The 20,973-nt window shown below is 72.4% G+C and carries 20 protein-coding genes; 10 read left to right on the top strand and 10 right to left on the bottom strand.

From position 1 onward, the window contains the following. Positions 1 to 5: 5 nt before the first annotated feature. Positions 6 to 1,460 carry a CCA tRNA nucleotidyltransferase gene (locus ACFP2E_RS10670; RefSeq protein WP_378524672.1) on the bottom strand — a complete coding sequence of 485 codons (1,455 nt, stop codon included), beginning with the start codon at positions 1,458 to 1,460 and terminating at the stop codon, positions 6 to 8. A 74-nt stretch (positions 1,461 to 1,534) separates the two neighbouring features. Here ACFP2E_RS10670 and ACFP2E_RS10665 point away from each other — a divergent pair, with 74 nt between their 5' ends. From ACFP2E_RS10665 to trxA, 7 genes are all read left to right on the top strand, one after another. After that, positions 1,535 to 3,799 carry a DUF6049 family protein gene (locus tag ACFP2E_RS10665; protein ID WP_378524593.1) on the top strand — a complete coding sequence of 755 codons (2,265 nt, stop codon included), beginning with the start codon at positions 1,535 to 1,537 and terminating at the stop codon, positions 3,797 to 3,799. Then, positions 3,796 to 5,460 carry a murein biosynthesis integral membrane protein MurJ gene (gene murJ / locus ACFP2E_RS10660; protein WP_378524594.1) on the top strand — a complete coding sequence of 555 codons (1,665 nt, stop codon included), beginning with the start codon at positions 3,796 to 3,798 and terminating at the stop codon, positions 5,458 to 5,460. The genes ACFP2E_RS10665 and murJ overlap by 4 nt, the downstream gene beginning before the upstream one ends. An 82-nt stretch (positions 5,461 to 5,542) precedes the next feature. Beyond that, positions 5,543 to 7,450 carry a protein kinase family protein gene (locus tag ACFP2E_RS10655; RefSeq protein WP_378524595.1) on the top strand — a complete coding sequence of 636 codons (1,908 nt, stop codon included), beginning with the start codon at positions 5,543 to 5,545 and terminating at the stop codon, positions 7,448 to 7,450. A 10-nt stretch (positions 7,451 to 7,460) separates the two neighbouring features. Beyond that, positions 7,461 to 8,174: an RNA polymerase sigma factor SigM gene (sigM, locus tag ACFP2E_RS10650; protein WP_378524596.1), complete on the top strand. Its 714-nt coding sequence runs from the start codon at positions 7,461 to 7,463 to the stop codon at positions 8,172 to 8,174. 5 nt (positions 8,175 to 8,179) lie between these two features. Next, the gene (locus ACFP2E_RS10645) at positions 8,180 to 8,905 is read left to right on the top strand and encodes a hypothetical protein (protein WP_378524597.1); all 726 of its coding nucleotides are present in this window, start codon (positions 8,180 to 8,182) and stop codon (positions 8,903 to 8,905) included. An 81-nt stretch (positions 8,906 to 8,986) separates the two neighbouring features. Beyond that, positions 8,987 to 9,997 carry a thioredoxin-disulfide reductase gene (gene trxB, locus ACFP2E_RS10640; RefSeq protein WP_378524598.1) on the top strand — a complete coding sequence of 337 codons (1,011 nt, stop codon included), beginning with the start codon at positions 8,987 to 8,989 and terminating at the stop codon, positions 9,995 to 9,997. An 89-nt stretch (positions 9,998 to 10,086) separates the two neighbouring features. Next, entirely contained in the window at positions 10,087 to 10,410 is a 324-nt protein-coding gene (gene trxA, locus ACFP2E_RS10635) for a thioredoxin (protein WP_378524599.1), read from the top strand. Positions 10,411 to 10,432: 22 nt separating this feature from the next. On the opposite strand, the gene ACFP2E_RS10630 is transcribed toward trxA, so the two are convergent. Continuing rightward, on the bottom strand, positions 10,433 to 11,107 hold the full coding sequence (locus ACFP2E_RS10630) for a GNAT family N-acetyltransferase (RefSeq protein ID WP_378524600.1): 675 nt from the start codon (positions 11,105 to 11,107) through the stop codon (positions 10,433 to 10,435). Positions 11,108 to 11,189: 82 nt separating this feature from the next. Between ACFP2E_RS10630 and ACFP2E_RS10625 the strand changes: the two genes are divergently transcribed. Further along, positions 11,190 to 12,404, top strand: coding sequence for a pyridoxal phosphate-dependent aminotransferase (locus ACFP2E_RS10625; RefSeq protein ID WP_378524601.1), 1,215 nt, complete (start codon positions 11,190 to 11,192; stop codon positions 12,402 to 12,404). A 23-nt stretch (positions 12,405 to 12,427) separates the two neighbouring features. Beyond that, positions 12,428 to 13,198 carry a lysophospholipid acyltransferase family protein gene (locus tag ACFP2E_RS10620; RefSeq protein ID WP_378524602.1) on the top strand — a complete coding sequence of 257 codons (771 nt, stop codon included), beginning with the start codon at positions 12,428 to 12,430 and terminating at the stop codon, positions 13,196 to 13,198. 83 nt (positions 13,199 to 13,281) lie between these two features. On the opposite strand, the gene ACFP2E_RS10615 is transcribed toward ACFP2E_RS10620, so the two are convergent. From ACFP2E_RS10615 to rpmH, 8 genes are all read right to left on the bottom strand, one after another. Continuing rightward, on the bottom strand, positions 13,282 to 14,301 hold the full coding sequence (locus tag ACFP2E_RS10615) for a ParB/RepB/Spo0J family partition protein (RefSeq protein WP_378524603.1): 1,020 nt from the start codon (positions 14,299 to 14,301) through the stop codon (positions 13,282 to 13,284). Beyond that, complete coding sequence (locus tag ACFP2E_RS10610; protein ID WP_378524673.1) at positions 14,298 to 15,212, bottom strand: ParA family protein; 915 nt, start codon at positions 15,210 to 15,212, stop codon at positions 14,298 to 14,300. Before ACFP2E_RS10610 ends, ACFP2E_RS10615 begins: the two co-directional genes overlap by 4 nt. A gap of 266 nt (positions 15,213 to 15,478) precedes the next feature. Beyond that, complete coding sequence (gene rsmG, locus ACFP2E_RS10605; protein ID WP_378524604.1) at positions 15,479 to 16,141, bottom strand: 16S rRNA (guanine(527)-N(7))-methyltransferase RsmG; 663 nt, start codon at positions 16,139 to 16,141, stop codon at positions 15,479 to 15,481. 53 nt (positions 16,142 to 16,194) lie between these two features. Then, complete coding sequence (locus ACFP2E_RS10600) at positions 16,195 to 16,767, bottom strand: protein jag (RefSeq protein ID WP_378524605.1); 573 nt, start codon at positions 16,765 to 16,767, stop codon at positions 16,195 to 16,197. Beyond that, positions 16,767 to 17,714: a membrane protein insertase YidC gene (yidC, locus tag ACFP2E_RS10595; RefSeq protein WP_378524674.1), complete on the bottom strand. Its 948-nt coding sequence runs from the start codon at positions 17,712 to 17,714 to the stop codon at positions 16,767 to 16,769. The genes ACFP2E_RS10600 and yidC overlap by 1 nt, the downstream gene beginning before the upstream one ends. Before the next feature lie 36 nt (positions 17,715 to 17,750). After that, a complete protein-coding gene (gene yidD, locus ACFP2E_RS10590; protein WP_378524606.1) occupies positions 17,751 to 18,008 on the bottom strand; it encodes a membrane protein insertion efficiency factor YidD in 258 nt (85 codons plus the stop codon). A gap of 15 nt (positions 18,009 to 18,023) precedes the next feature. Continuing rightward, a complete protein-coding gene (rnpA, locus tag ACFP2E_RS10585) occupies positions 18,024 to 18,380 on the bottom strand; it encodes a ribonuclease P protein component (protein WP_378524607.1) in 357 nt (118 codons plus the stop codon). 23 nt (positions 18,381 to 18,403) lie between these two features. After that, complete coding sequence (gene rpmH, locus ACFP2E_RS10580; RefSeq protein ID WP_114780495.1) at positions 18,404 to 18,541, bottom strand: 50S ribosomal protein L34; 138 nt, start codon at positions 18,539 to 18,541, stop codon at positions 18,404 to 18,406. Between the two features lie 492 nt (positions 18,542 to 19,033). On the opposite strand from rpmH, the gene dnaA reads away from it, so the two are divergent. After that, positions 19,034 to 20,530, top strand: a complete 1,497-nt coding sequence (dnaA, locus tag ACFP2E_RS10575; protein ID WP_378524675.1) for a chromosomal replication initiator protein DnaA — start codon at positions 19,034 to 19,036, stop codon at positions 20,528 to 20,530. Positions 20,531 to 20,973 lie beyond the last annotated feature (443 nt).

Below are 20,973 nucleotides of genomic sequence, written 5' to 3'. Positions count from 1 at the left end.
GGCCCTCAGACCTGCCGGGACTCCCACCAGGCGAGCAGCTCGCGCCGGGCCTCGTCCTCACCGAGCGGGCCACGGTCCATCCGCAGCTCGAGCAGGAACTTGTAGGCGTCGCCGACCTCGCGGCCGGGGGCGATGCCCAGGATCTGCATGATCTGGTTGCCGTCGAGGTCGGGCCGGATGGAGGCGAGCTCCTCCTCCTCGGAGAGCCGGGCGATCCGCTCCTCCAGCTCGTCGTACGTGCGGCGCAGCCGGGCCGCCTTGCGGCGGTTGCGGGTGGTGCAGTCGGCGCGGGTGAGCACGTGCAGCCGCTCGAGCTGGTCGCCGGCGTCGCGGACGTACCGGCGCACGGCGCTGTCGGTCCACTCCCCGTCGCCGTAGCCGTGGAACCGCAGGTGCAGCTCGACCAGCTTCGAGACCGCCTCGGTCTCGTCGTTGGAGAAGCGCAGCGCCTTCATCCGCTTGCGGGTCATCTTGGCGCCGACCACGTCGTGGTGGTGGAAGGTCACGGTGCCGTCGCCCTGGAAGCGGCGGGTGCGCGGCTTGCCGACGTCGTGCATCAGCGCCGCGAAGCGGGAGACGAAGTCGGGGCGGGCCATCCCGTCGGGACCGGCAGCAGCGTCGGGACCGGCCAGCCGGTCCTCGAGGTCGATCGCCTGCTCGAGCACCGTCAGGGTGTGCTCGTAGACGTCCTTGTGGCGGTGGTGCTCGTCGCGCTCGAGCGCCAGCGCCGGCAGCTCCGGCAGCACATGGTCGGCGAGACCGGTCTCGACGAGCAGCGCGAGGCCGCGGCGGGGGTGCGGCGCGCACACCAGCTTGACCAGCTCGTCACGGACCCGCTCCGCCGAGATGATCTCGATCCGGTCGGCCATCGCGGTCATCGCGGCGACCACCTCGGGCGCCACGGTGAAATCCAGCTGGGCCGCGAACCGCGCGGCCCGCATCATCCGGAGCGGGTCGTCGGAGAAGGAGTCCTCCGGACGGCCGGGCGTGCGCAGCACCCGGTGGGCGAGGTCGACCACCCCGCCGTACGGGTCCTGGATCTCGCGGCCGGGGAGGGACACCGCCATCGCGTTCACCGTGAAGTCGCGGCGGCCGAGGTCGCCGACCAGGCTGTCGCCGTAGTCGACCTCGGGCTTCCGGGAGGACGGGTCGTAGGTCTCCGACCGGTACGTCGTGATCTCGACCTGCCACTCGCCGCGGCGGCATCCGATGGTGCCGAAGTCGCGTCCGATGTCCCAGATCGCGTCCGCCCAGCCCTTCAGCAGCTTCTCGGTCTGCTCGGGGCGCGCGGAGGTGGTGAGGTCGAGGTCGTTGTGGTGCCGGCCCAGCATCGCGTCGCGCACCGGGCCGCCGACGAGGGCCAGCTCGTGGCCCGCCTCGGAGAACCGCCGGCCGAGCTCGTCGATGACGGGCGAGATGCGGTCGAGCTCCTCGGCGACCGACCGCTGCACCTCGACGATGCGGAGCGGGGGCTGGGCGGCGTCGGACACGGCGGACCACTCTATCGCCCGTGGCGACGGCTAGAGTCGTCGCCGTGCTCCGCCCCCGTTCGCTGCTGCCTGCCGTCGTGGCGGCAGTCGCGTCGGCGGCCACGGTGACACCCCTGCTGCCGGTGGTGCCGGCGGCCGCGGCGGCTCCCGGCCAGGCAGCCCACACAGCCCAGGCAGCCCAGGCAGCCCGGCGCTCGACGCACGTCGACGCGCTCGGCGTCACCATCGACGACCTCACGCCGTCGACCCTGCCTCGGCGCGGGCCGGTCCGGGTGCTCGGCTCGGTGACCAACCGCTCCGACGAGACCTGGCAGGCGGTCAACCTCCACGTCTTCGTCGGCGACACCCCCATCAGCTCCAGTGCCGACCTCGCCCAGCAGTCCGCGCTGCCGGCCGAGGAGTACGTCGGCGGCCGGATCACCGAGCCCGGCACCTTCGACAACGTGGGCGACCTCGCCCCCGGGGAGACCGCGCAGTACGCCATCCGCGTGCCCCGCGCCGCCATCGGCGCCACCGAGCCGGGTGTCTACTGGTTCGGGGTGCACGCCCTGGGTGAGTCGCCGCAGGGCCGTGACGACGTCGCGGACGGCCGCGCCCGCACCTTCCTTCCCCTGGTCACCGACACGGCCGCCGGTGGCGACCGTGTGGACACCGCCCTCGTCATCCCCGTCCGCCGCGAGCTGCGGCACCGCGCGGACGGCAGCATCGCCGGCGTCCGGGGCTGGACGCGCGACCTCGAGGACGGCCCGCTGCGCACCCTGGTGGACCTCGGCGCCTCGGCCGGGTCCCGACCGGTCACCTGGCTGGTTGACCCGGCGGTGCCGGACGCGGTGCGGGCCCTCGTCGCCGGCAACCCGCCGCGCTCGCTCGCCGACACCCTCGCCCGCGGGGGCCGCGGCGGCGGTGGGGCCGGCGACAGCGACCCGGAGGCCGACCCGCAGGAGACGCCGGTCCCCACCGACGACGAGCTCGAGCCCACGCCGGCGACCGAGCCGGGCGAGGCTTGGCTCGACCGGCTCCGGGCGGTGCTCGGCGACCGGCAGGTGCTGCGGCTCCCCTACGCCGACCTCGACGTGTCGGCGGCCGTCCGCCACGACCCCGACACCTACGCCGTGGCCCGCCGCCTGAAGGGTCGCGAGCTGACCGCCTGGGAGGTTCCCACCCGGCCGGCGGTGACCTCGCCGAGCGGCTTCGTGAGCCCCGAGGCGCTCGCGGCACTCCCCGAGCAGACCACCGTGCTGCTGACCGACCGGATGCTGCAGCCCTCCGGGGGGGCGGCCGAGGGCGAGGACTCCGAGGGCGACGCCGAAGTCCAGCCGGAGGGCGACACCGCGGCCGGGCCCGCCCCCGCGCTCGCCGAGGTCGACGGGCGCGAGGTCGTCGTGACGTCCTCGGGCGCGGCCGCCGGTGGTCCCGGGCCGGGCGACCGGCGCTCGATGGTCGCGATGCGCCAGAAGATCCTGGCGGAGGCAGCGCTCCGGCTCACCGGCGAGGCCGCGGAGCCGCTGGTGGTCGTGCTGCCGCAGGGCTGGGCCCCCACCAGCACGGCCGGCTTCTTCGAGGGCCTCGACACCGACTGGCTGCGGCTCACCGGCCTGCGGACGGCCACCCGCGGCGCGACCCCGGAGCCGGTCGCCGCCGAGGGCCTCACCTACCCGCGCAGCCAGAACCGCCGTGCCCTCGACGGCACCACCTTCGCCACCGCCCGCTCCCTCGTCGAGGCGGGCGAGACCCTGCAGAACGTGCTGCTGCGCAACGACGAGGTCGCCCGCGCCGTCCGCGAGGAGGCGCTCGGCGTCCTCTCCTACTCCAGCCGCCGCCGCGAGGCCTCGGCCCGGTCCGAGGCGGTCCGGTCGCGCGGCTGGATCCTCGACCAGCTCGGCTCGGTCACCGTCCAGGCACCGCGCGCCGTGACCCTGTCCTCCAGCACCGGCCGGTTCTCGGCGGTGATCAGCAACGACCTCGACCAGGCGGTGACGGTCCGGGTCCGGGCCCTCTCGGACCGGCCGATCCAGATCGAGGGACCGGCCGAGATCGAGATCGGGCCCGACAGCCGCACCTCGGTGCTGCTCGAGGCCACCACCGGCCGGCTCGGCGTCCACAACGTGCAGCTGGTCGTCACCGACCTCGACGGCACGCCTCTCGGCTCGAGCGACGCGCTGCCCATCCGCTCCGCCCAGGTCAGCCGCGTCATCTGGCTGATCCTCGGCACGGGCGTCGCGCTGCTCTTCGGGGCGATCGGCGTCCGGCTGGTACGACGCGTCCGGACCGCGCGCGCGGAGCGCCGTACGGAGGGGGGCACCGCGTGAGCGAGCCGCAGGTCAGCAGCGGCGACTCGCGGCTGCTCTCCGCCAGCGCCGTCATGGCCGCCGGCACCGTGGTGTCGCGCATGAGCGGCTTCGTCCGCTCCGCCCTGCTCGTCGCCGCCTTGGGCGGAGCGCTGCACGCCGACCTGTTCAACATCGGCAACACGATCCCGAACATGCTCTACATCCTGCTGGCGGGCGGCGTCTTCAACGCCGTCCTCGTGCCCCAGCTGGTGCGGGCCATGAAGAACGACCCGGACGGCGGTGAGGCGTACACCAACCGCATCGTCACCCTGGCCGCGCTCTTCCTCGGGACGGTCACGGTGCTCCTCGTGGTGGCGGCGCCGTGGGTGATGCAGCTCTACCTCGGCCAGGAGTACGACCAGCCGGAGCTGGCGGCGCAGCGGGAGTCGGTCATCGACTTCGCGCGCTACTGCCTGCCGCAGGTGTTCTTCTACGGGATGTTCGTGCTGGTCGGGCAGATCCTGAACTCGCGTGGCCGCTTCGGCCCGATGATGTGGGCGCCGATCGCCAACAACGTGCTGGCCATCGGCGGCCTCGTCGCCTACCTGTTCGTGTTCGGGCCGGTGGCCGAGGACCGGCTCGACAGCGCCTACACCGCCGGCCAGGAGGCGCTGCTCGGCCTCACCGCGACGGCGGGCATCGTGGCGCAGCTGCTGATCCTGCTGCCCTACCTCGGCGCCGCCGGGTTCCACTACCGCCCGCGCTTCGACTTCCGCCGCACCGGGCTCGGCCACACGCTGCGGCTCGGCGTGTGGACCGTGCTCTTCGTCATCGTCAACCAGATCGCCTACACCGTCGTGGTGCGGCTGGCGTCGAGCGGAGCCGCCGGCGAGGACGGCACCGGCTACACCGTCTACGCATTCACCTTCCTGATCGTGATGGTGCCGCACTCGATCGTGACCGTCTCCCTCGCGACCGCGATCCTGCCCACGCTCAGCGACCGCGCCGCCGAGGGGGACCTGCCCGAGCTCGGCCGGACCCTCGGGGTCGCGATGCGCAGCGCGCTGGCGGTCATCGTGCCGTTCGCGCTGCTGCTCCCCCTCGTGGCAAGGGACGTCTCGCAGGTCATCTGGGGCTGGGGAGCCGGCAGCGAGACCTTCGCGGTCTTCGCCCCGTCGCTGGCGCTCTTCGGCGCCGGCCTGGTCTTCTTCACCGTCCACTACCTGACCCTGCGCGGGTTCTACGCCCTCGAGCAGACCCGCACGGTGTTCCTGGTCCAGTGCGCCATCGCCGCCACCAACATCGCGGCGGCGGTGCTGCTCACCCGGAACGTCTCGCCCGAGCACACCGCGCCCGCCCTGGTGGCCGCCTACGGCACGTCGTACGCCGTGGGCTCGGTGCTCTCCTTCGTGGTGCTGCGCCGCACCGTCGGTGAACTGCAGGTGCCGCGGCTCGTGCGCTTCCTGGGCCGGCTGCTCGTCGCAGCCGGGGTCGGCGCGCTGGCCGCCGCGCTGGTGGCCGCGGGACTGCGGGAGCTGCTCCCCGACCCGGCGCTGCCGGTGGCCGGCCTGCGGGCGGTCGCGGTCGGTCTCGTCCACGTCGTCGTCTTCGTCGCCCTCGCCAGGCTGGTCCGGCTGACGGAGGTCGGCGACATGGTGGCGACGATCACGCGCCGCCTGCCGGTCCGGCGGCGGGCCTGACCCCCCTACGATCGGCCTACGATGAGGGGGAGGTGGCACGCAGCCCCCTCACCCGTGAACCCCGGAAGGAGAGCTCGTCCCCGTGCCGCACTCGATCCGCCCGGGTGACGTCCTCGCCGACCGCTACCTCCTCGTCGACCTGCTCAGCGAGACCGGGAACGGCCGCTTCTGGCGGGCCCACGACCGCACGCTCGAGCGTCACGTCGCCGTCCACGTGGTCTCCACCGAGGACTCCCACGCGACTGCGCTGATGGACGCGGCGCGCCGGTCGGCGACCGTGCCGGACCGGCGGATCCTGCGCGTCCTCGACGTCGACCAGCGCAACGGCCTCTGCTACGTCGTCAACGAGTGGGGCTCCGGCACCTCCCTCGACAACCTGGTGGCGCAGGAGGGTCCGCTCCAGGCCCGCCGCGCGGCGTGGATGGTCTCCGAGGTGGCCGCCTGCCTCGCCGTCGCCCACGACGCCGGCGTCGCCCACGGCCGACTCGTCCCGGAGAACGTCCTCGTCGACGAGAGCGGCTCGCTGCGGGTCATCGGCTTCTGCGTCGACGCAGCTCTGCTGGGCCTGCCGCCCGGCCGCGTCTCGAGCGACCTCACCGACCTGGGCGCGCTCCTCTACTTCCTCATGACCGGCCGTTGGGGTGGGGTCTCCCGGTCCGCGGTCCCCGAGGCGCCTCAGGAGGCGGGCCGGGTGCTGCGTCCCCGCCAGGTCAAGGCCGGGGTGCCCCGCGTCCTCGACACCCTGTGCGACCAGCTGATCAACCCGTGGTCCGGCGTCCAGGTGGACGGCGAGGAGCACGACGCCGCCGGCGTCGCCGCCGCGCTGCGCGACTTTGTGGGCGACCCGACCGGCATGGCGGCGGCCGAGGCCGCGGCGGGCCGGCGCCGCTCCGCCGGTGCGACCCAGGTCCTCCCCACTGTCGGACCGCCGACCTCGGCCCCCCGTCCCGCGCCGCGGCCGACTCGGCCCACCCCGCCGGCAGTCCCGCCCGTCGCCCCGCCGGAGGTGTTCGGCGAGCCGGCCGAGGACGCCGACGACCGGACCGCCACCGCGGAGGACGCCGCCACGCCGCCGCCGTCGACGGAGCTGCCCACCCAGGCCGGCATGCCCGTCTTCGACGACGAGAACGACGAGGTGTCGTGGCTCGCGGCCCGGGCGGAGACGCCCCCGCCACCCCCGCCGTTCGAGGACCCGCCGGAGCGGCCGCTCTTCGCCCCCGAGCCGCCGGACGGCCAACCGGTGCGCCGCCCCCGGCCGCGCACGGCTGCGGCCACCGCGCCGGACTACTGGCCGTGGGAGGCGCACACCGGGACCGGCACCGGCACCGGCAGCGGCGTGATCCCCGTCGCCGACGACGAGGAGGAGGGCAACGACACCGTCCCCGGCCGCAGCTGGCTGCGGCTGGCCGCGGTCATCGGCCTCAGCACGGTCCTGCTGATCGCCGTGGTCGTCGCGTTCAACCTCGGTCGCGGCCGGTCCCCGCTCGGCACCGAGCCCGCCGAGGACCCGTCGGCCGCCACGCCGTCGGCCACCCCCGAACGACTGTCGCCCGTCGCGGCGGCCGGAGCGGACGACCTCGACCCGCAGGGCGACCCGCCCGAGGAGAACCCCGAGCTCGCACCGCTGGTCGTCGACGGTGACCCGGCGACCGCGTGGCGCACGATGACCTACCAGCAGAACTTCGGCCCCGGCGGGCTGAAGACCGGCGTCGGACTCACCATCGACCTCGGCGAGAGCGCCGACGTCGGCGCCGTCGACGTCACGTTCGTCGGGGCCCCGACCTCCTTCTCGGTCTACGTCACCGACGAGGCGCCGTCGGCGGTCGCCGGCCTGACCGCGGCCGGCAGCACCACCGCCGACGGGCCCCGCGGACGGGTAGAGCTCGACGAGCCCGCCACCGGCCGGTACGTCGTGGTGTGGCTGACGTCGATCCCGGCCGTCGACGGCGGCTTCCGCGGTGAGGTCGCCGAGGTCGTGGTCCGGGGATGAGCGTGCTCCGGTGAGCGTCACGCCCGACGACCGGTCGGACGCCGAGCTGCTCGCCGCCCACGTCCGTGGCGAGGCCGAGGCCTTCGGGACGCTGTTCGCGCGGCACCGGGACCGGCTGTGGGCGGTGGCGCTGCGCACCACCGGCAACCCGGACGACGCCGCCGACGGCCTGCAGGACGGCATGGTCGCGGCGTACCGCCGGGCTGGCTCCTTCCGCGGCGACGCTGCGGTGACGACGTGGCTGCACCGGGTCGTGGTGAACGCCTGCCTCGACCGGATCCGCGCCGCGAAGGTGCGGCGTGCCGAGCCGCTGCCCGACGACCCCGACGGCTCCGGTCCCGCGACGACCACCTGGAGCAGCCCGCCGCTCGACCCCGCCGCCGAGGCCGAGGCCGGCGAGCGGCGTGCCGAGGTGCTGCGGGCCCTGGCGACGCTGCCTCCGGAGCAGCGCGCGGCGCTGGTCCTCGTCGACATGGAGGGCTACCCCGTCGCGGAGGCCGCGGCGATGCTCGACTGCGCCGTGGGCACGGTCAAGTCGCGGTGCTCGCGAGGCCGAGTCCGGCTGGCGGAGCTGCTCCGCTTCCCCGGAGACGAGGGCCGCGACGAGGGCCGCGACGAGGGCCGCGACGAGGGGCGTGACGGGGGCCGTGACGGGGGCCACCCGCCCGGCGGGAACCCCCCCGAGCCGCCGCCCGTCCCATCCACGACCGAGCCGAGGAGGTGAGCTCCGTGACCGACCAGAGCACGCCCGACCCCGAGGGCCTGTCCGCCCGCGACGCGGAGGTGCGCCGCCTGCTGGCCGACGCCCGTCACGGCGAGCCGGTGCCCGCCGAGGTGGCCGACCGCCTCGACCGGGTGCTCGACGACCTGGCCGCCGAGCCGGCCCGCGAGGCCACGGTCACCCAGCTGGCCACGCGGCGCCGCCGCGCGGCCGGGCTGCTGGTCGCCGCGGCCGCGGCGATCGTCGTGGGGATCGGCGTCGCCCAGGTGGTGCAGCCGGACGCCGACCAGGCCGCCACCACCGCGGACGCGGGCGCCACCGCGCTGTCGGAGTCGTCCGAGGAGCCCGGGGCCGCCGCGGAGTCGGCCCCGCAGGAGGACTCGGCGGGTGGCGCCGCGGAGGCGCCGGAGGGCGACTCCGAGCTCTCCGCGGAGTCGCTGGCGGAGCCGCTGGTCCGGATCAGCCCGGAGGCCTTCGCCGAGGGCGCACGCCGGGCCCGTGCCATCGCCCGCCGGCAGCCCGCGTCCGAGCTCGAGCGCGGCAGCGGGCCGTACGCCGCCGTCGAGGGCTGCGAGACCTCCGACTGGGGCCGGGGCACCCGGCTCGCCGTCGAGTACGGCCCGGCCCCGGCGGTGCTGGTCCTGCGCGAGCCGACTGGCGACAGCCAGGTCGCCGACCTGTTCCTGTGCGGCGAGGAGAAGCCGCTGCGGTCGGTGACGCTGCCCACGCGCTGACAGGGCGCGTCGGCGGCGCGGGAATGTTGCTCGCCTACGATCGGTTCCACTCACGTCCCCGATCTCAGGAGCACTGCTTCCATGTCCGCACCGCGCAACGTCATCATCATCGGCTCCGGGCCGGCCGGCTACACGGCCGCCGTGTACGCCGCCCGCGCGTCGCTGCACCCGCTCGTCTTCGAGGGATCCGTGACCGCCGGCGGTGCGCTGATGAACACCACCGAGGTGGAGAACTTCCCCGGCTTCCGCGACGGCATCATGGGCCCCGCGCTCATGGACGAGATGCGCGCGCAGGCCGAGCGCTTCGGCGCCGAGCTGGTCGCCGACGACGTCGTCGAGGTCGACCTGAAGGGCGACGTGAAGGTCGTGAGGACGGCCACCGACAGCTACGAGGCGCGGGCCGTGATCCTCGCGACCGGCTCCGGCTACCGCAAGCTCGGCCTCCCCCGCGAGGAGGAGCTGTCGGGCCGCGGCGTCTCCTGGTGCGCCACCTGCGACGGCTTCTTCTTCCGCGACCAGCACATCGCGGTCGTGGGCGGCGGAGACTCCGCCATCGAGGAGGCGACCTTCCTGACCCGGTTCGGCTCCAAGGTGACGCTCATCCACCGCCGCGACGAGCTCCGCGCCTCCAAGATCATGCAGGAGCGCGCCTTTGCCGACCCGAAGCTGGAGATCCTCTGGAACTCCGAGGTCGCCGAGATCAAGGGCGAGGAGCGCCTCGAGGGCGTCGTCCTGCGCGACACCGTCACCGGCGAGACGAAGCCGCTCGACGCGACCGGGCTCTTCATCGCCATCGGCCACGACCCGCGCTCGGAGCTGCTCCACGGCCAGGTGGACCTCGACGAGAACGGCTACGTGCTCGTCGAGCACCCCTCGACCGCGACCAACCTGCCCGGCGTCTTCGCCTCCGGCGACCTGGTCGACCACCACTACCGGCAGGCCATCACCGCCGCCGGCACGGGGTGCGCGGCCGCGCTCGACGCCGAGCGCTACCTCGCCGACCTCGACCACACCTCCGCCAGCACCGACGAGGCGCAGGAGGCCGTCGCCTCCGAGCCCGTCACCGAGACCGTCCAGACCGCAGGCCTGTGAGCTCCCGGTGACCGCCCCCGGGCACGGAACATCCGTCCCCGGCATGGTGTTCACTTCTCTGCAGGCCGCACCCAACGAAAGGTAGATCCGTGGCGAACATCGCAGCCGTGACCGACTCCGACTTCGAGACCCAGGTGCTCAAGTCGGACAAGCCCGTCCTCGTCGACTTCTGGGCCGAGTGGTGCGGTCCGTGCCGTCAGGTGGCGCCGATCCTCGACGAGCTCGCCTCCGACCACGGCGAGAAGATCACCTTCCTGAAGATGAACGTCGACGAGAACCCCGTGACCCCCTCGTCCTACCGGGTCACCGGCATCCCGACCATCAACGTCTACCAGAACGGCGAGGTCGTGAAGTCGATCGTCGGCGCCCGACCGAAGGCCGCGCTGCTCAACGAGCTCTCCGAGTTCATCTGAGCCCAGATCACCTGAGCCCAGATCACCTGAGCCCAGCGCCCGAGCGCACCCCGCGCCCCCGAGCCGTCCGAAGCACCCGCGACGCCTCGGGGGCGCGGCCCGTCTCGGGGGTGGGCCGCACCGCGCCGACGAGACGGTCCCAGGCCGCCTCGATGTCGCTGCGCCAGGTCAGGGCGTTCCGCAGGTCCATGCGCATCCGCGGCGTCTGCCCGTGCTCCCGTTGCACGTGAAACCCCACGGCCTCGAGGAACCCGGCCGGCAGGACGCACTCACGGCGGCCCCGGACGTCGCCGAAGGCCTCCACGGCCCGGACCCGGCGGTGCACCAGGTCCCGCGCCATCCGATGCACCAGCAGCTTTCCCAGCCCGCCCCCGCTGGCCGCCGGCACCACGCGCACCGTGGTCAGCAGCACGGCGTCCGACGAGACCGGGGCGGTCGGGAAGGCCGCCGCGCCGGGGACGAACGCCGCCGGCGCGTAGACGGCGTACCCGACGGGCACCCCGTGCACCAGGACGGCGTGGCCGCAGTCGCCCCACTCCCGCTGCACGTCCGCGAGCCACTCGGCCTTGTCGGCGGCCGGGTCGACCGACCGCGACCGGCTGACCGGATCCCGCTCCCAGAACAGGCAGGGACCGCCGCACGGCGCGTCGACCGCCGCCAGGTGCGCCGGCTCCAGCCGGACGATGCTGCGGGTCATCGGTGCTGAACCTCCAGGACCCATCCTAGGCAGCCGACGGACGCCTCGCCCGGACCTCGGGCGAGCCTGCGAGGATGTCGTCGTGCGCCAGATCCGTCAGAGCAAGAAGCTGCAGCACGTCCGGTACGACGTCCGGGGGCCGATCCTGACCGAGGCCCACCGGCTGGAGGCCGAGGGCCACCGGATCCTCAAGCTCAACATCGGCAACCCCGCCCCCTTCGGCTTCGAGGCCCCGGAGGCGATCGTCGCCGACATGGTGCACCACCTGCCGGAGGCCCAGGGCTACAGCGACTCGCAGGGCATCTACCCCGCGCGCACGGCCGTGGCCCAGTACTACCAGGAACGGGGGCTGCGGGACGTCGCCGTCGAGGACGTCTTCATCGGCAACGGCGTCTCCGAGCTCATCTCGATGGTGCTCCAGGCCTTCGTCGACGACGGCAACGAGATCCTCGTGCCCGCGCCGGACTACCCGCTCTGGACCGGCGCGGTCACGCTCTCGGGGGGCATCCCGGTGCACTACGAGTGCGACGAGAGCAACGACTGGAACCCCGACCTCGACGACATCGAGTCCAAGATCACCGAGAACACCCATGCGCTGGTGATCATCAACCCCAACAACCCCACGGGCGCCGTCTACAGCGAGGCGACCGTCAAGGGGCTCGTCGACATCGCACGGCGTCACCAGCTCGTCGTCTTCGCCGACGAGATCTACGAGAAGATCCTGTTCGACGGCGCCGTCCACCACCACGCCGCCACCGCCGCCGGCAGCGACGTCCTCTGCCTGACCTTCAGCGGCCTCTCGAAGAGCTACCGGGTCTGCGGGTACCGCGCGGGCTGGGTCATGATCTCGGGCCCCAAGGAGGTCGCCACCGACTTCATCGAGGGTCTCACCCTCATCGCCAACATGCGGATGTGCGCCAACGTGCCGGCCCAGCACGCGATCCAGACGGCCCTCGGGGGCTACCAGTCGATCGAGGAGCTGATCGTCCCCGGCGGCCGCTTCTACGAGCAGGCCATGCTCGCCGACCGGCTGCTCAACGAGATCCCGGGCGTCAGCTCGGTGCGGCCCCGCGGCGCGCTCTACTGCTTCCCCCGTCTCGACCCGGACGTCTACCCCATCGAGGACGACGAGTCGTTCGTCCTCGACCTGCTCCGGGCCAAGAAGATCCTCGTCACCCACGGGACCGGCTTCAACTGGCCGCGACCCGACCACTTCCGCCTCGTCACGCTGCCCGACGTCACGGTGCTGGAGGAGGCGATCCACCGGATCTCCGACTTCCTCGCCGGTCGGCGCTGACCCGCCCCGAAGGAACGACCGCCATGCGTGACCTGACCTATCCCCCGATCATCGTCCTCGCCAAGACGGCGTTCCGGCTGCTGGGCCAGCGGATCGACCTCCAGGGTGCCGACCACGTCCCCCGCGACGGCGGCGTGCTGCTCGCCGTGAACCACATCGGCTACGTCGACTTCGTCTACGGCGGCCTCGCGGCCAACCCGTCCGGTCGCAAGGTGCGCTTCATGGCCAAGCGCGAGCTCTTCGACCACAAGTGGACCGGGCCGCTGATGCGGTCGCTGCACCACATCGAGGTCGACCGCGGCGACGGCGTGGCGTCGTACCGGACGGCGGTGGACTACCTCCGGGCGGGCGAGGCCGTCGGCATCTTCCCCGAGGCCACCATCTCCCGGGCCTTCGAGCTCAAGGAGTTCAAGACCGGGGCGGTGCGCATCGCCGCCGAGGCCGGGGTGCCCATCGTCCCCGTGATCCTCTGGGGGACCCAGCGGATGATGACCAAGGACCACCCGCGCGACTTCAGCCGCGGCAAGACGATCCTGATCCGTGCCGGCGAGCCGATCCACCCGACCGGCCAGGACCCGGTCGCGGAGACGGCCGAGCTGCACCGGGCGATGGCCGGCATGCTGGACGACGCCATCGCGGCCTACCCCGCCGACGAGCAGCCCCCTGGTTGCTGGTGGCTGCCGGCCCGGCACGGGGGCACCGCCCCCACGCTGGAGGAGGCGGCGCGGCTCGACGCCGAGGAGAAGCGAGCGCGGGCGGCCCGTCGTGCCGCCCGCGGCAACCCGTCCGGCTGACCGCGGGACTACAGTCGCCAGATCGTCAGAACGACATGTCGTCTAGTTGACTTGTCGCTTTGTCGACAAAGAGACGCCTGGGTTCAGATCGGGCGGTCGCTGCGGTTGCGCGGGTCCATGACGTCGACGATCCGCTGCAGGTCCTCCATCGAGGCGAACTCGACCGTGATCTTGCCCTTGCTCTTGCCGAGGTCCACCTTGACCCGCGTCTCGAGCCGGTCCGACAGCCGGTCGGCGAGATCGACGAGGCCCGGGGCGGTGGGCCTGCGGCGCACCTGGCGCTCGGGCGCGCGGCCTGTGTCGCCCAGCGCCACGATCTCCTCGAGCCCGCGGACACTGATGCCCTCGGCGACGACCCGCTGCGCGAGGCGGTCCTGCAGGTCGGGGTCCTCGACCGCGAGCAGCGCGCGGGCGTGCCCCGCGGACAGGACGCCGGCCGCGACCCGGCGCTGGACGGCCGGCGAGAGCCGGAGCAACCGGAGCGTGTTGCTGATCTGCGGCCGGGAACGCCCGATCCGGCTGGCCAGCTCCTCGTGGGTGCAGCCGAAGTCCTCGAGCAGCTGGGAGTAGGCGGCCGCCTCCTCCAGCGGGTTCAGCTGCGAGCGGTGCAGGTTCTCCAGCAGCGCGTCGCGCAGCATGGCGTCGTCCCCGGTGTCCCGGACGATCGCGGGGATGGTGTCGAGACCCGCCTCCTGGGTGGCACGCCACCGGCGCTCGCCCATGACGAGCTCGTAGGAGTCCTGCCCCGTCCGCCGGACCACGACCGGCTGGAGCAGCCCGATCTCCTTGATCGAGTGGACCAGCTCCGCCATCGCCTCCTCGTCGAAGACCTGGCGTGGCTGGGCGGCGTTCGGACGGATCTGCCCAACCGGAAGCTCGGCGAACCAGGCCCCGTCGACCGGGACAGGGGCAGCACCCTCAGCCCCTTGGGCGGTCGCCTCGACCGGGGCGGACAGGCTGGCCCCGTCGACCGGCGCCGCGACCGCAGCGGCCGGGACCGTTGCCTCCGCGGGCTCCTCACCGGCGGGCGGTGCCGTGGGGATCAGGGAGCCGAGTCCGCGGCCGAGGCCACGACGCTGCGTCTTCTGGGTCGAGGTGTTCACGCGGGCGCTCCCTTGGTGGCGATCTCACGGGCGGCTTCGAGGTAGCAGAGCGCACCCGGCGACCCCGGATCGTAGGTCATCACCGTCTGGGCGTACGACGGCGCCTCCGAGACCCGGACGGACCTCGGGATCGTGGTCTTCAGGACCTGGTCACCGAAGTGCTCGCGCACCTCGTCCGCGACGCCCGAGGCGAGCCGCGTGCGGGCGTCGTACATCGTGACCAGGATCGTGGAGACCTCGAGCCGCGGGTTGAGGTGCTTGCGGACCATCTCCACGGTCTCGAGCAGCTGGCCGAGCCCCTCGAGTGCGTAGTACTCGGCCTGGATCGGGATCAGCATCTCCGCTCCCGCCACCAGGGCGTTCAGCGTGAGCAGACCGAGAGACGGCGGGCAGTCGACGAAGACGTAGTCGTACCGGTCGTCGCCGACCTCCGCCGCGGTCCCGACCGCGGGATGGGCGGCGATCGCCTTGAGAAGCCGGCTCTCCCGAGCCACGACACTCACGAGCTCGATCTCGGCACCCGCGAGGTCGATCGTGGCCGGCACGACGTCGAGCCCCTCCACGTCCGGGCACGGGCTGACGACGTCGGTGAGCGGGACGCCCTCCACGAGCATGTCGTAGGTCGACGGCACGCCGCGGTGGTGCTCGACCCCGAGCGCCGTGGAGGCGTTGCCCTGCGGGTCGAGGTCGATGACGAGGACGCGCTGGCCGAGCTGCACCAGCGCCGCCGCGAGGTTCACCGTCGAGGTGGTCTTGCCGACCCCGCCCTTCTGGTTGGCGACGACGAACACCCGGGTCGCGTCCGGCCGGGGCAGCGACGGCCGGAGGCTGGCCCCCTGGCGTGCGAGCAGGACGTGCTCGGCAGCGCGCGCCAGCGGGGTGCTGTCGTCGTCGTAGTCCGCCGAGCCCATCGCCAGGTCCGCGGCGGTGCGGACCTGGAAGCGGGGCTCGGTGGGCGTTTCACGTGAAACCACGGCATCTCTTTCAGGACGGTCGGTCTGTGGAGAAAGTTGTTGATTCTGTGGACGGTTGCGCTCAGCAGGCCATCCGAGACCGGTGGATAACTCGCGGGGCCGGGTCGTCGCACCGGGACTGTCGGGCCACCCGAGGCGGGACGACCCGCCCACTCGGCGCTCATCGGTCACGGCACAACCCTCCCCTTGGTCTGGGCCGGGCCTCAGCGTCGACGACGCCGTTTCGCGGATGGTGCTGCCGCGCGGCCCGGAGTGCGCAAACTTACCTTCGCGGGATCCGCCCAGACCACACGGAGCGCCGTGGTGGCCCGATCGAGTTCGGTCCCGATCTCGACGACCTCGGGCTCGCCGCAGCCCATCTTGCGCAGCACCGACCGGGCCGCCTCGATCTCCTCACCGACCGAGGAACCCTTCATCGCGACCAGGGCGCCGGTCGGGGTGACCAGCGGCATCGACCACCGCAGCAGCCGCTCCAGCGGCGCGACGGCCCGGGAGGTCACCACGTCGAACCGCTCCTGGCCGTGCAGGTCCTCGGCCCGGCCCCGCACGACGCGGACGTTCGTGAGCCCGAGGCCCTCGACCGCCTCCTCGAGGAAGGTGGTCCGCCGCAGCAGGGGCTCGATGAGCGTGACCTGCAGGTCCGGGCGGACGATGGCCAGCACCAGCCCCGGCAGACCGGCCCCGCTCCCGATGTCACAGACCGTGGCGTCCTGCGGGAGCAGCGACTCCAGCACGGCGCAGTTGAGCAGGTGCCGATCCCAGAGTCGGGGCACCTCGCGCGGACCGATCAGACCACGGACGACGCCGTCGGTCGCGAGGAGTCCGGCGTACTGCTCCGCGAGGGGAAGCCGCTCGACAGGGAACACCCCCCGCGCCCGGGCGGGTGCGGGGGGTGCTGTTTCACGTGAAACGTCGTCCATCAGTCGGGGAGGACCACCACGTAGCGGCGGGGCTCGGCACCCTCGGACTCCGAGACCAGGCCCGCGGCAGCGACGGCGTCGTGGACGACCTTCCGCTCGAACGGGGTCATCGGGTCGAGCGAGACCTGCTGGCCGGACTCGCGCACCTCGGCGATGGTCCGCTCGGCGAGCTCCTCGAGCTCCTGGCGGCGACGGGCCCGGTGCCCGGAGATGTCCAGCATCAGGCGCGACCGCTCACCGGTCTCCCTGTAGACAGCCAACCGGGTCAGCTCCTGCAGCGCCTCGAGGACCTCGCCGTCGCGACCGACGAGCTGCTGCAGGTCGGCACCCACGATGGAGACCGCCGCGCGGTCGCCCTCGACGTCCATGTCCAGGTCGCCGTCGAGGTCGGCGATGTCGAGGAGCTCCTCGAGGTAGTCGGCCGCGATGTCGCCCTCCTGCTCGAGGCGCTCGACGCGGGACTGGCGACCCTCGCCCGAGGCGTCGGGGCCCTCGGTGTTCTCCGTGGCCTCACCGGCAGCGTCCGGCACCTCGGTGGTGGGCTCGGCCGTCTCGGTGGAGTTCTCCGTCATCACTTCTCTCCCTTGGACTTCGGGGTGGCGGGCTTGCCGCCGGACTTCTTGCGCTGCTCACGCGTCTGGCGCTTGGGCTGCTGCCGCTGCGTGGGACGGCGCTCGGGCTCGGAGGCGGTCGGCTGGTCGTCCTCGAGGACGACCCCGTGCCGGGCGGCCTTGGCGCGGTCGCGCTCCTCCTTGGCCTTGGCGGCGGGCGTGCCGGGCGCCGGGTTGTTGTGGATCACGTAGAACTGCTGGCCCATGGTCCACAGGTTCGAGGTGGTCCAGTAGAGGAGGACGCCGATCGGGAAGGCGATGCCGCCGACCGCGAAGACGACCGGCAGCACGTAGAGCAGCATCTTCTGCTGCTGGGCGTACGGACCGCTCAACGCGTCGGCCGGCATGTTCTTGCTCATCAGCTGGCGCTGCGTCAGGAAGGTGGTCACGGTCATCGCGATCACGAGGAACGCGGCCATGACCATGACGCCCACGTCGCCGCCGGCACCGATGAAGGTGTTGGACAGCGGCACCCCGAACAGCTCGGCCTTGCCGAACTGCTGTGCCTGCTGGTCGGTCAGGATGCCCCGCGGGTTTCCGTCGGACGCCTGGTCGAGCAGCCGGAACAGCGCGAAGAAGATCGGCATCTGCAGCAGGATCGGCAGGCACGAGGCGAACGGGTTGGTCCCGCTCTCCCGGTAGAGCTTCATCGTCTCCTGGGCGAGACGCTCCCGGTCGTGGCCGTACTTCTTCTGCAGCTCCTTGACCTTGGGCTGGATCAGCTGCATGTTCCGGCTGGACTTGATCTGCTTGACGAACAGCGGGATCAGCGCGGCGCGGATGACCACGGTGAGACCGATGATCGACAGCGCCCAGGCGGCGCCACCCGCGGCGTCGAGGCCGAGCCGGATGAACAGCTCGTGGAACCCGATCATCACGACCGAGATCACGTAGTACAGCGGGGTCATGATGAAGCCGCCGATGGAGGCGAAGAAGTCGATCACTCAGGCTCCTTGACTGGGGGAGGTGTCCGCGGGGGCGCGGGAGTCACGAGGGGGCACCGGGTCGTAGCCGCCGGCCGCCCACGGGTGGCAGCGGCCGAGCCGGCGCGCCGCGAGCCAGCTGCCGCGCAGGCTGCCGTGGACGGTCACCGCCTCGAGGGCGTACGCCGAGCACGAGGGGTGGTAGCGGCAGACCTGGCCGTAGAGAGGACTGATCAGCGCGCGGTAGGCCTTGAGGAAGCCGATCAGGAGGTACTTCACGAGGCCACCGCCGTCTCACTCGGCGCCCACGCGCCGCAGGCAGCGCGCGAGGTCGCCGGCGAGATCCACGGAGGAGGCGCCGGCCGCGGCGGGCAGCGCACGCACCACGAGCACAGCAGAGCCCGGGAGCGACGCGAGGTGCTCCCGGGCCAGGTGGCGGAGTCGGCGCTGCACGCGGTGGCGGGTGACGGCGTTCCCGACGGCCTTGCTCACCACGAAGCCGACGCGCGGCGCCGCTCCGGCAGGCTCGTCACCGGCGACGCCGCTGGTCAGGACGTGCACCACGAGCGTGGCCGACCCGGCGCGACGCCCGGACCGGGTAGCGGTCCGGAAGTCGTCGCTGTCGGTGAGCCGGTGCGCCGCGGGCAGCACGACGGCTGGGGTGAGACCGGCCGTCAGACGGCCAGGCTCTTGCGACCCTTGCGGCGGCGCGCGGAAAGGATGGCGCGGCCGGCACGGGTCCGCATGCGCAGGCGGAAACCGTGCACCTTGTGACGGCGACGGTTGTTCGGCTGGTACGTACGCTTGCTCACGAGCTTCTCTTTCGGTGGTGTTCCAGGGATCGTCCACACCGGTGGGATCAGCAGTGCGCCTCATCGGCTGGCACCGCCCACCCACGACGCACACCGATGGATCCGGACCGTCGGGGCCCGGGCGGCTCTTCGTGGACATGCGGCACCGGTCGACACCAGGTGACCGGCCAACGGTACGCGCTGGCGAGAAGGGGGGTCAAACCGCCGCTCTCCCACCTTTGTCCCCACCTGTGGATGAATCCTTGCTCGGCCCGAAGCGGCCTTGTTACGTTCGCCCCCACCGAGCTTCCCCGCCACCGTCCAGCAGACGCCGGGCCACAGCCCGTGTGACCCAGTCGACATCCACTCGGATTCCCGGCCTGATCAGGGAAAACGCCGGCGTCACGCCACGTACGATGCGTCTCGGCCACCCGGTCCGCCCCCACGGCGGCGGGTGGTTCACAGCTTGTGGACAAACTTGTGGATCAGAGACGGGCAGCGAGCCGGTCAGCAATCGAGGAAGAAGGCGGGAACCCCGTGGACCAGAGTACGGCGGACCTCGGCGCAGCCTGGCGCGGTGTGGTCGACGACCTCCAGCCCAACCAGCGCGCCTGGCTGCGGGCCAGCGAGCCGGTCACCCTCCACGAGAGCACCGCGATCATCGCGGTGCCCAATGACTTCACCCGCAACCAGCTCGAGGGCCGGCTGCGCGGTCAGCTCGAGGACGCACTCACCCTCTCCTTCGGCCGGGAGATCCGGATCGCCGTCACGGTGAACCCCGCCCTCGAGGAGGCGCCGCTGTCGCCCGCCCCCAGCGGCTACCCGGGTGAGGCCCAGCCAGAGGCTACAAGTCGTCCTGTCGACATGCCGACAGATGGATATGTCGACAATGTCGTGGCTCCCGCTCCGATGCCCGTGCCGGAGCCGGCACCTGTCGACCCGGTGCGCACCCCCAGCAGCCCGAGCAGCCTCGAGACCCGGCTCAACCCCAAGTACACCTTCGAGACCTTCGTCATCGGCTCCTCGAATCGCTTCCCCCACGCGGCCGCGGTCGCCGTGGCCGAGGCACCCGGCAAGGCGTACAACCCGCTGCTCGTCTACGGCGACTCCGGGCTGGGCAAGACCCACCTGCTCCACGCGATCGGCCACTACGTGCGCAGCCTCTACACCGGGGCCAAGGTGCGCTACGTGTCGAGCGAGGAGTTCACCAACGAGTTCATCAACGCGATCCGCGACGACCGGCAGGACCGGTTCAAGCGGCGCTACCGCGACGTCGACGTGCTGCTGATCGACGACATCCAGTTCCTGGAGGGGAAGACCCAGACCCAGGAGGAGTTCTTCCACACCTTCAACACGCTCCACAACGCCAACAAGCAGATCGTGCTGACCTCCGACCGCCCGCCCAAGCGACTCGAGGCGCTCGAGGACCGGCTGCGCAACCGGTTCGAGTGGGGCCTGATCACCGACGTCCAGCCGCCCGACCTCGAGACCCGCATCGCGATCCTCCGCAAGAAGGCCGCCATGGACCGGCTCACGGCGCCGCCGGACGTGCTGGAGTTCATCGCCTCCAAGATCCAGACGAACATCCGCGAGCTCGAGGGTGCGCTGATCCGGGTCACGGCGTTCGCCAACCTCAACCGCCAGGAGGTCGACATGACCCTGGCCGAGATCGTCCTCAAGGACCTGATCCCCGAGGGCGGCGAGCCCGAGATCACCGCCGGCCTGATCATCGCCCAGACCGCGGCGTACTTCGGACTCTCGATCGAGGAGCTCACCGGCCCCAGTCGCGGGCGCCACCTCGTCATGGCCCGCCAGATCGCCATGTACCTCTGCCGCGAGCTCACCGACCTCTCGCTGCCGAAGATCGGCGCCCAGTTCGGCAACCGCGACCACACGACGGTCATGTACGCCGACCGCAAGATCAATCAGCTGCTCGCCGAGCGCCGCGCGGTCTTCAACCAGGTCAGCGAGCTCACCAACCGGATCAAGATGCAGGCCCGCCAGGCCTGACTGTCCACACCCGTCGCCCACAGCTGCCCACAGCTGCCCACAGGTTCTTGTGATTCGCCACGGCTGTGGAGCCGGTGTGGGAGAGGAGCCGGACCCCCGGGGACGGCCTGTGCAGAACCTGGGGGAATCACACCGGCCGGTCCCCCGACCCACACGGACCTGTCATTCGTCCACGCCTCGTCCACACCGCCTGTGAAGTCGAAATCAGGCCGCTGACCAGCCAGAACGCCACTTCTCCACAGTTTCCACCGACGCTATTGCTCCCACGCACCGAAATTTGGGTCGATCGCCCGTGAACATCCACCCGGCCCGTTCCCTGGGGAGAACCCGCCGCCCCACCGCCCCACCGCGAATCACAACTTCCTGTTCTTCACAGTCGCCCTCCCCGTGCCCCCGCCCGCATGGCAGGATGCTCAGTCCAGATCTGAGTCCCGAAGCCGACG

It is taken from the genome of Nocardioides sp. GCM10027114 (assembly GCF_042659625.1).
Classification (GTDB): domain Bacteria; phylum Actinomycetota; class Actinomycetes; order Propionibacteriales; family Nocardioidaceae; genus Nocardioides.
Note: the sequence above shows the minus strand (reverse complement) of the source record. Positions and strands in the feature narration are given on the sequence as shown.

Excerpts from the sequence above, each read along its gene's own strand:
- ACFP2E_RS10620 (WP_378524602.1), top strand. The coding sequence starts at position 12,428 with ATGCGTGACCTGACCTATCCCCCGATCATCGTCCTCGCCAAGACGGCG.
- ACFP2E_RS10610 (WP_378524673.1), bottom strand. The coding sequence starts at position 15,212 with ATGGGCTCGGCGGACTACGACGACGACAGCACCCCGCTGGCGCGCGCT.
- ACFP2E_RS10630 (WP_378524600.1), bottom strand. The coding sequence starts at position 11,107 with ATGACCCGCAGCATCGTCCGGCTGGAGCCGGCGCACCTGGCGGCGGTC.
- ACFP2E_RS10600 (WP_378524605.1), bottom strand. The coding sequence starts at position 16,767 with ATGACGGAGAACTCCACCGAGACGGCCGAGCCCACCACCGAGGTGCCG.
- yidC (WP_378524674.1), bottom strand. The coding sequence starts at position 17,714 with ATGACCCCGCTGTACTACGTGATCTCGGTCGTGATGATCGGGTTCCAC.
- trxB (WP_378524598.1), top strand. The coding sequence starts at position 8,987 with ATGTCCGCACCGCGCAACGTCATCATCATCGGCTCCGGGCCGGCCGGC.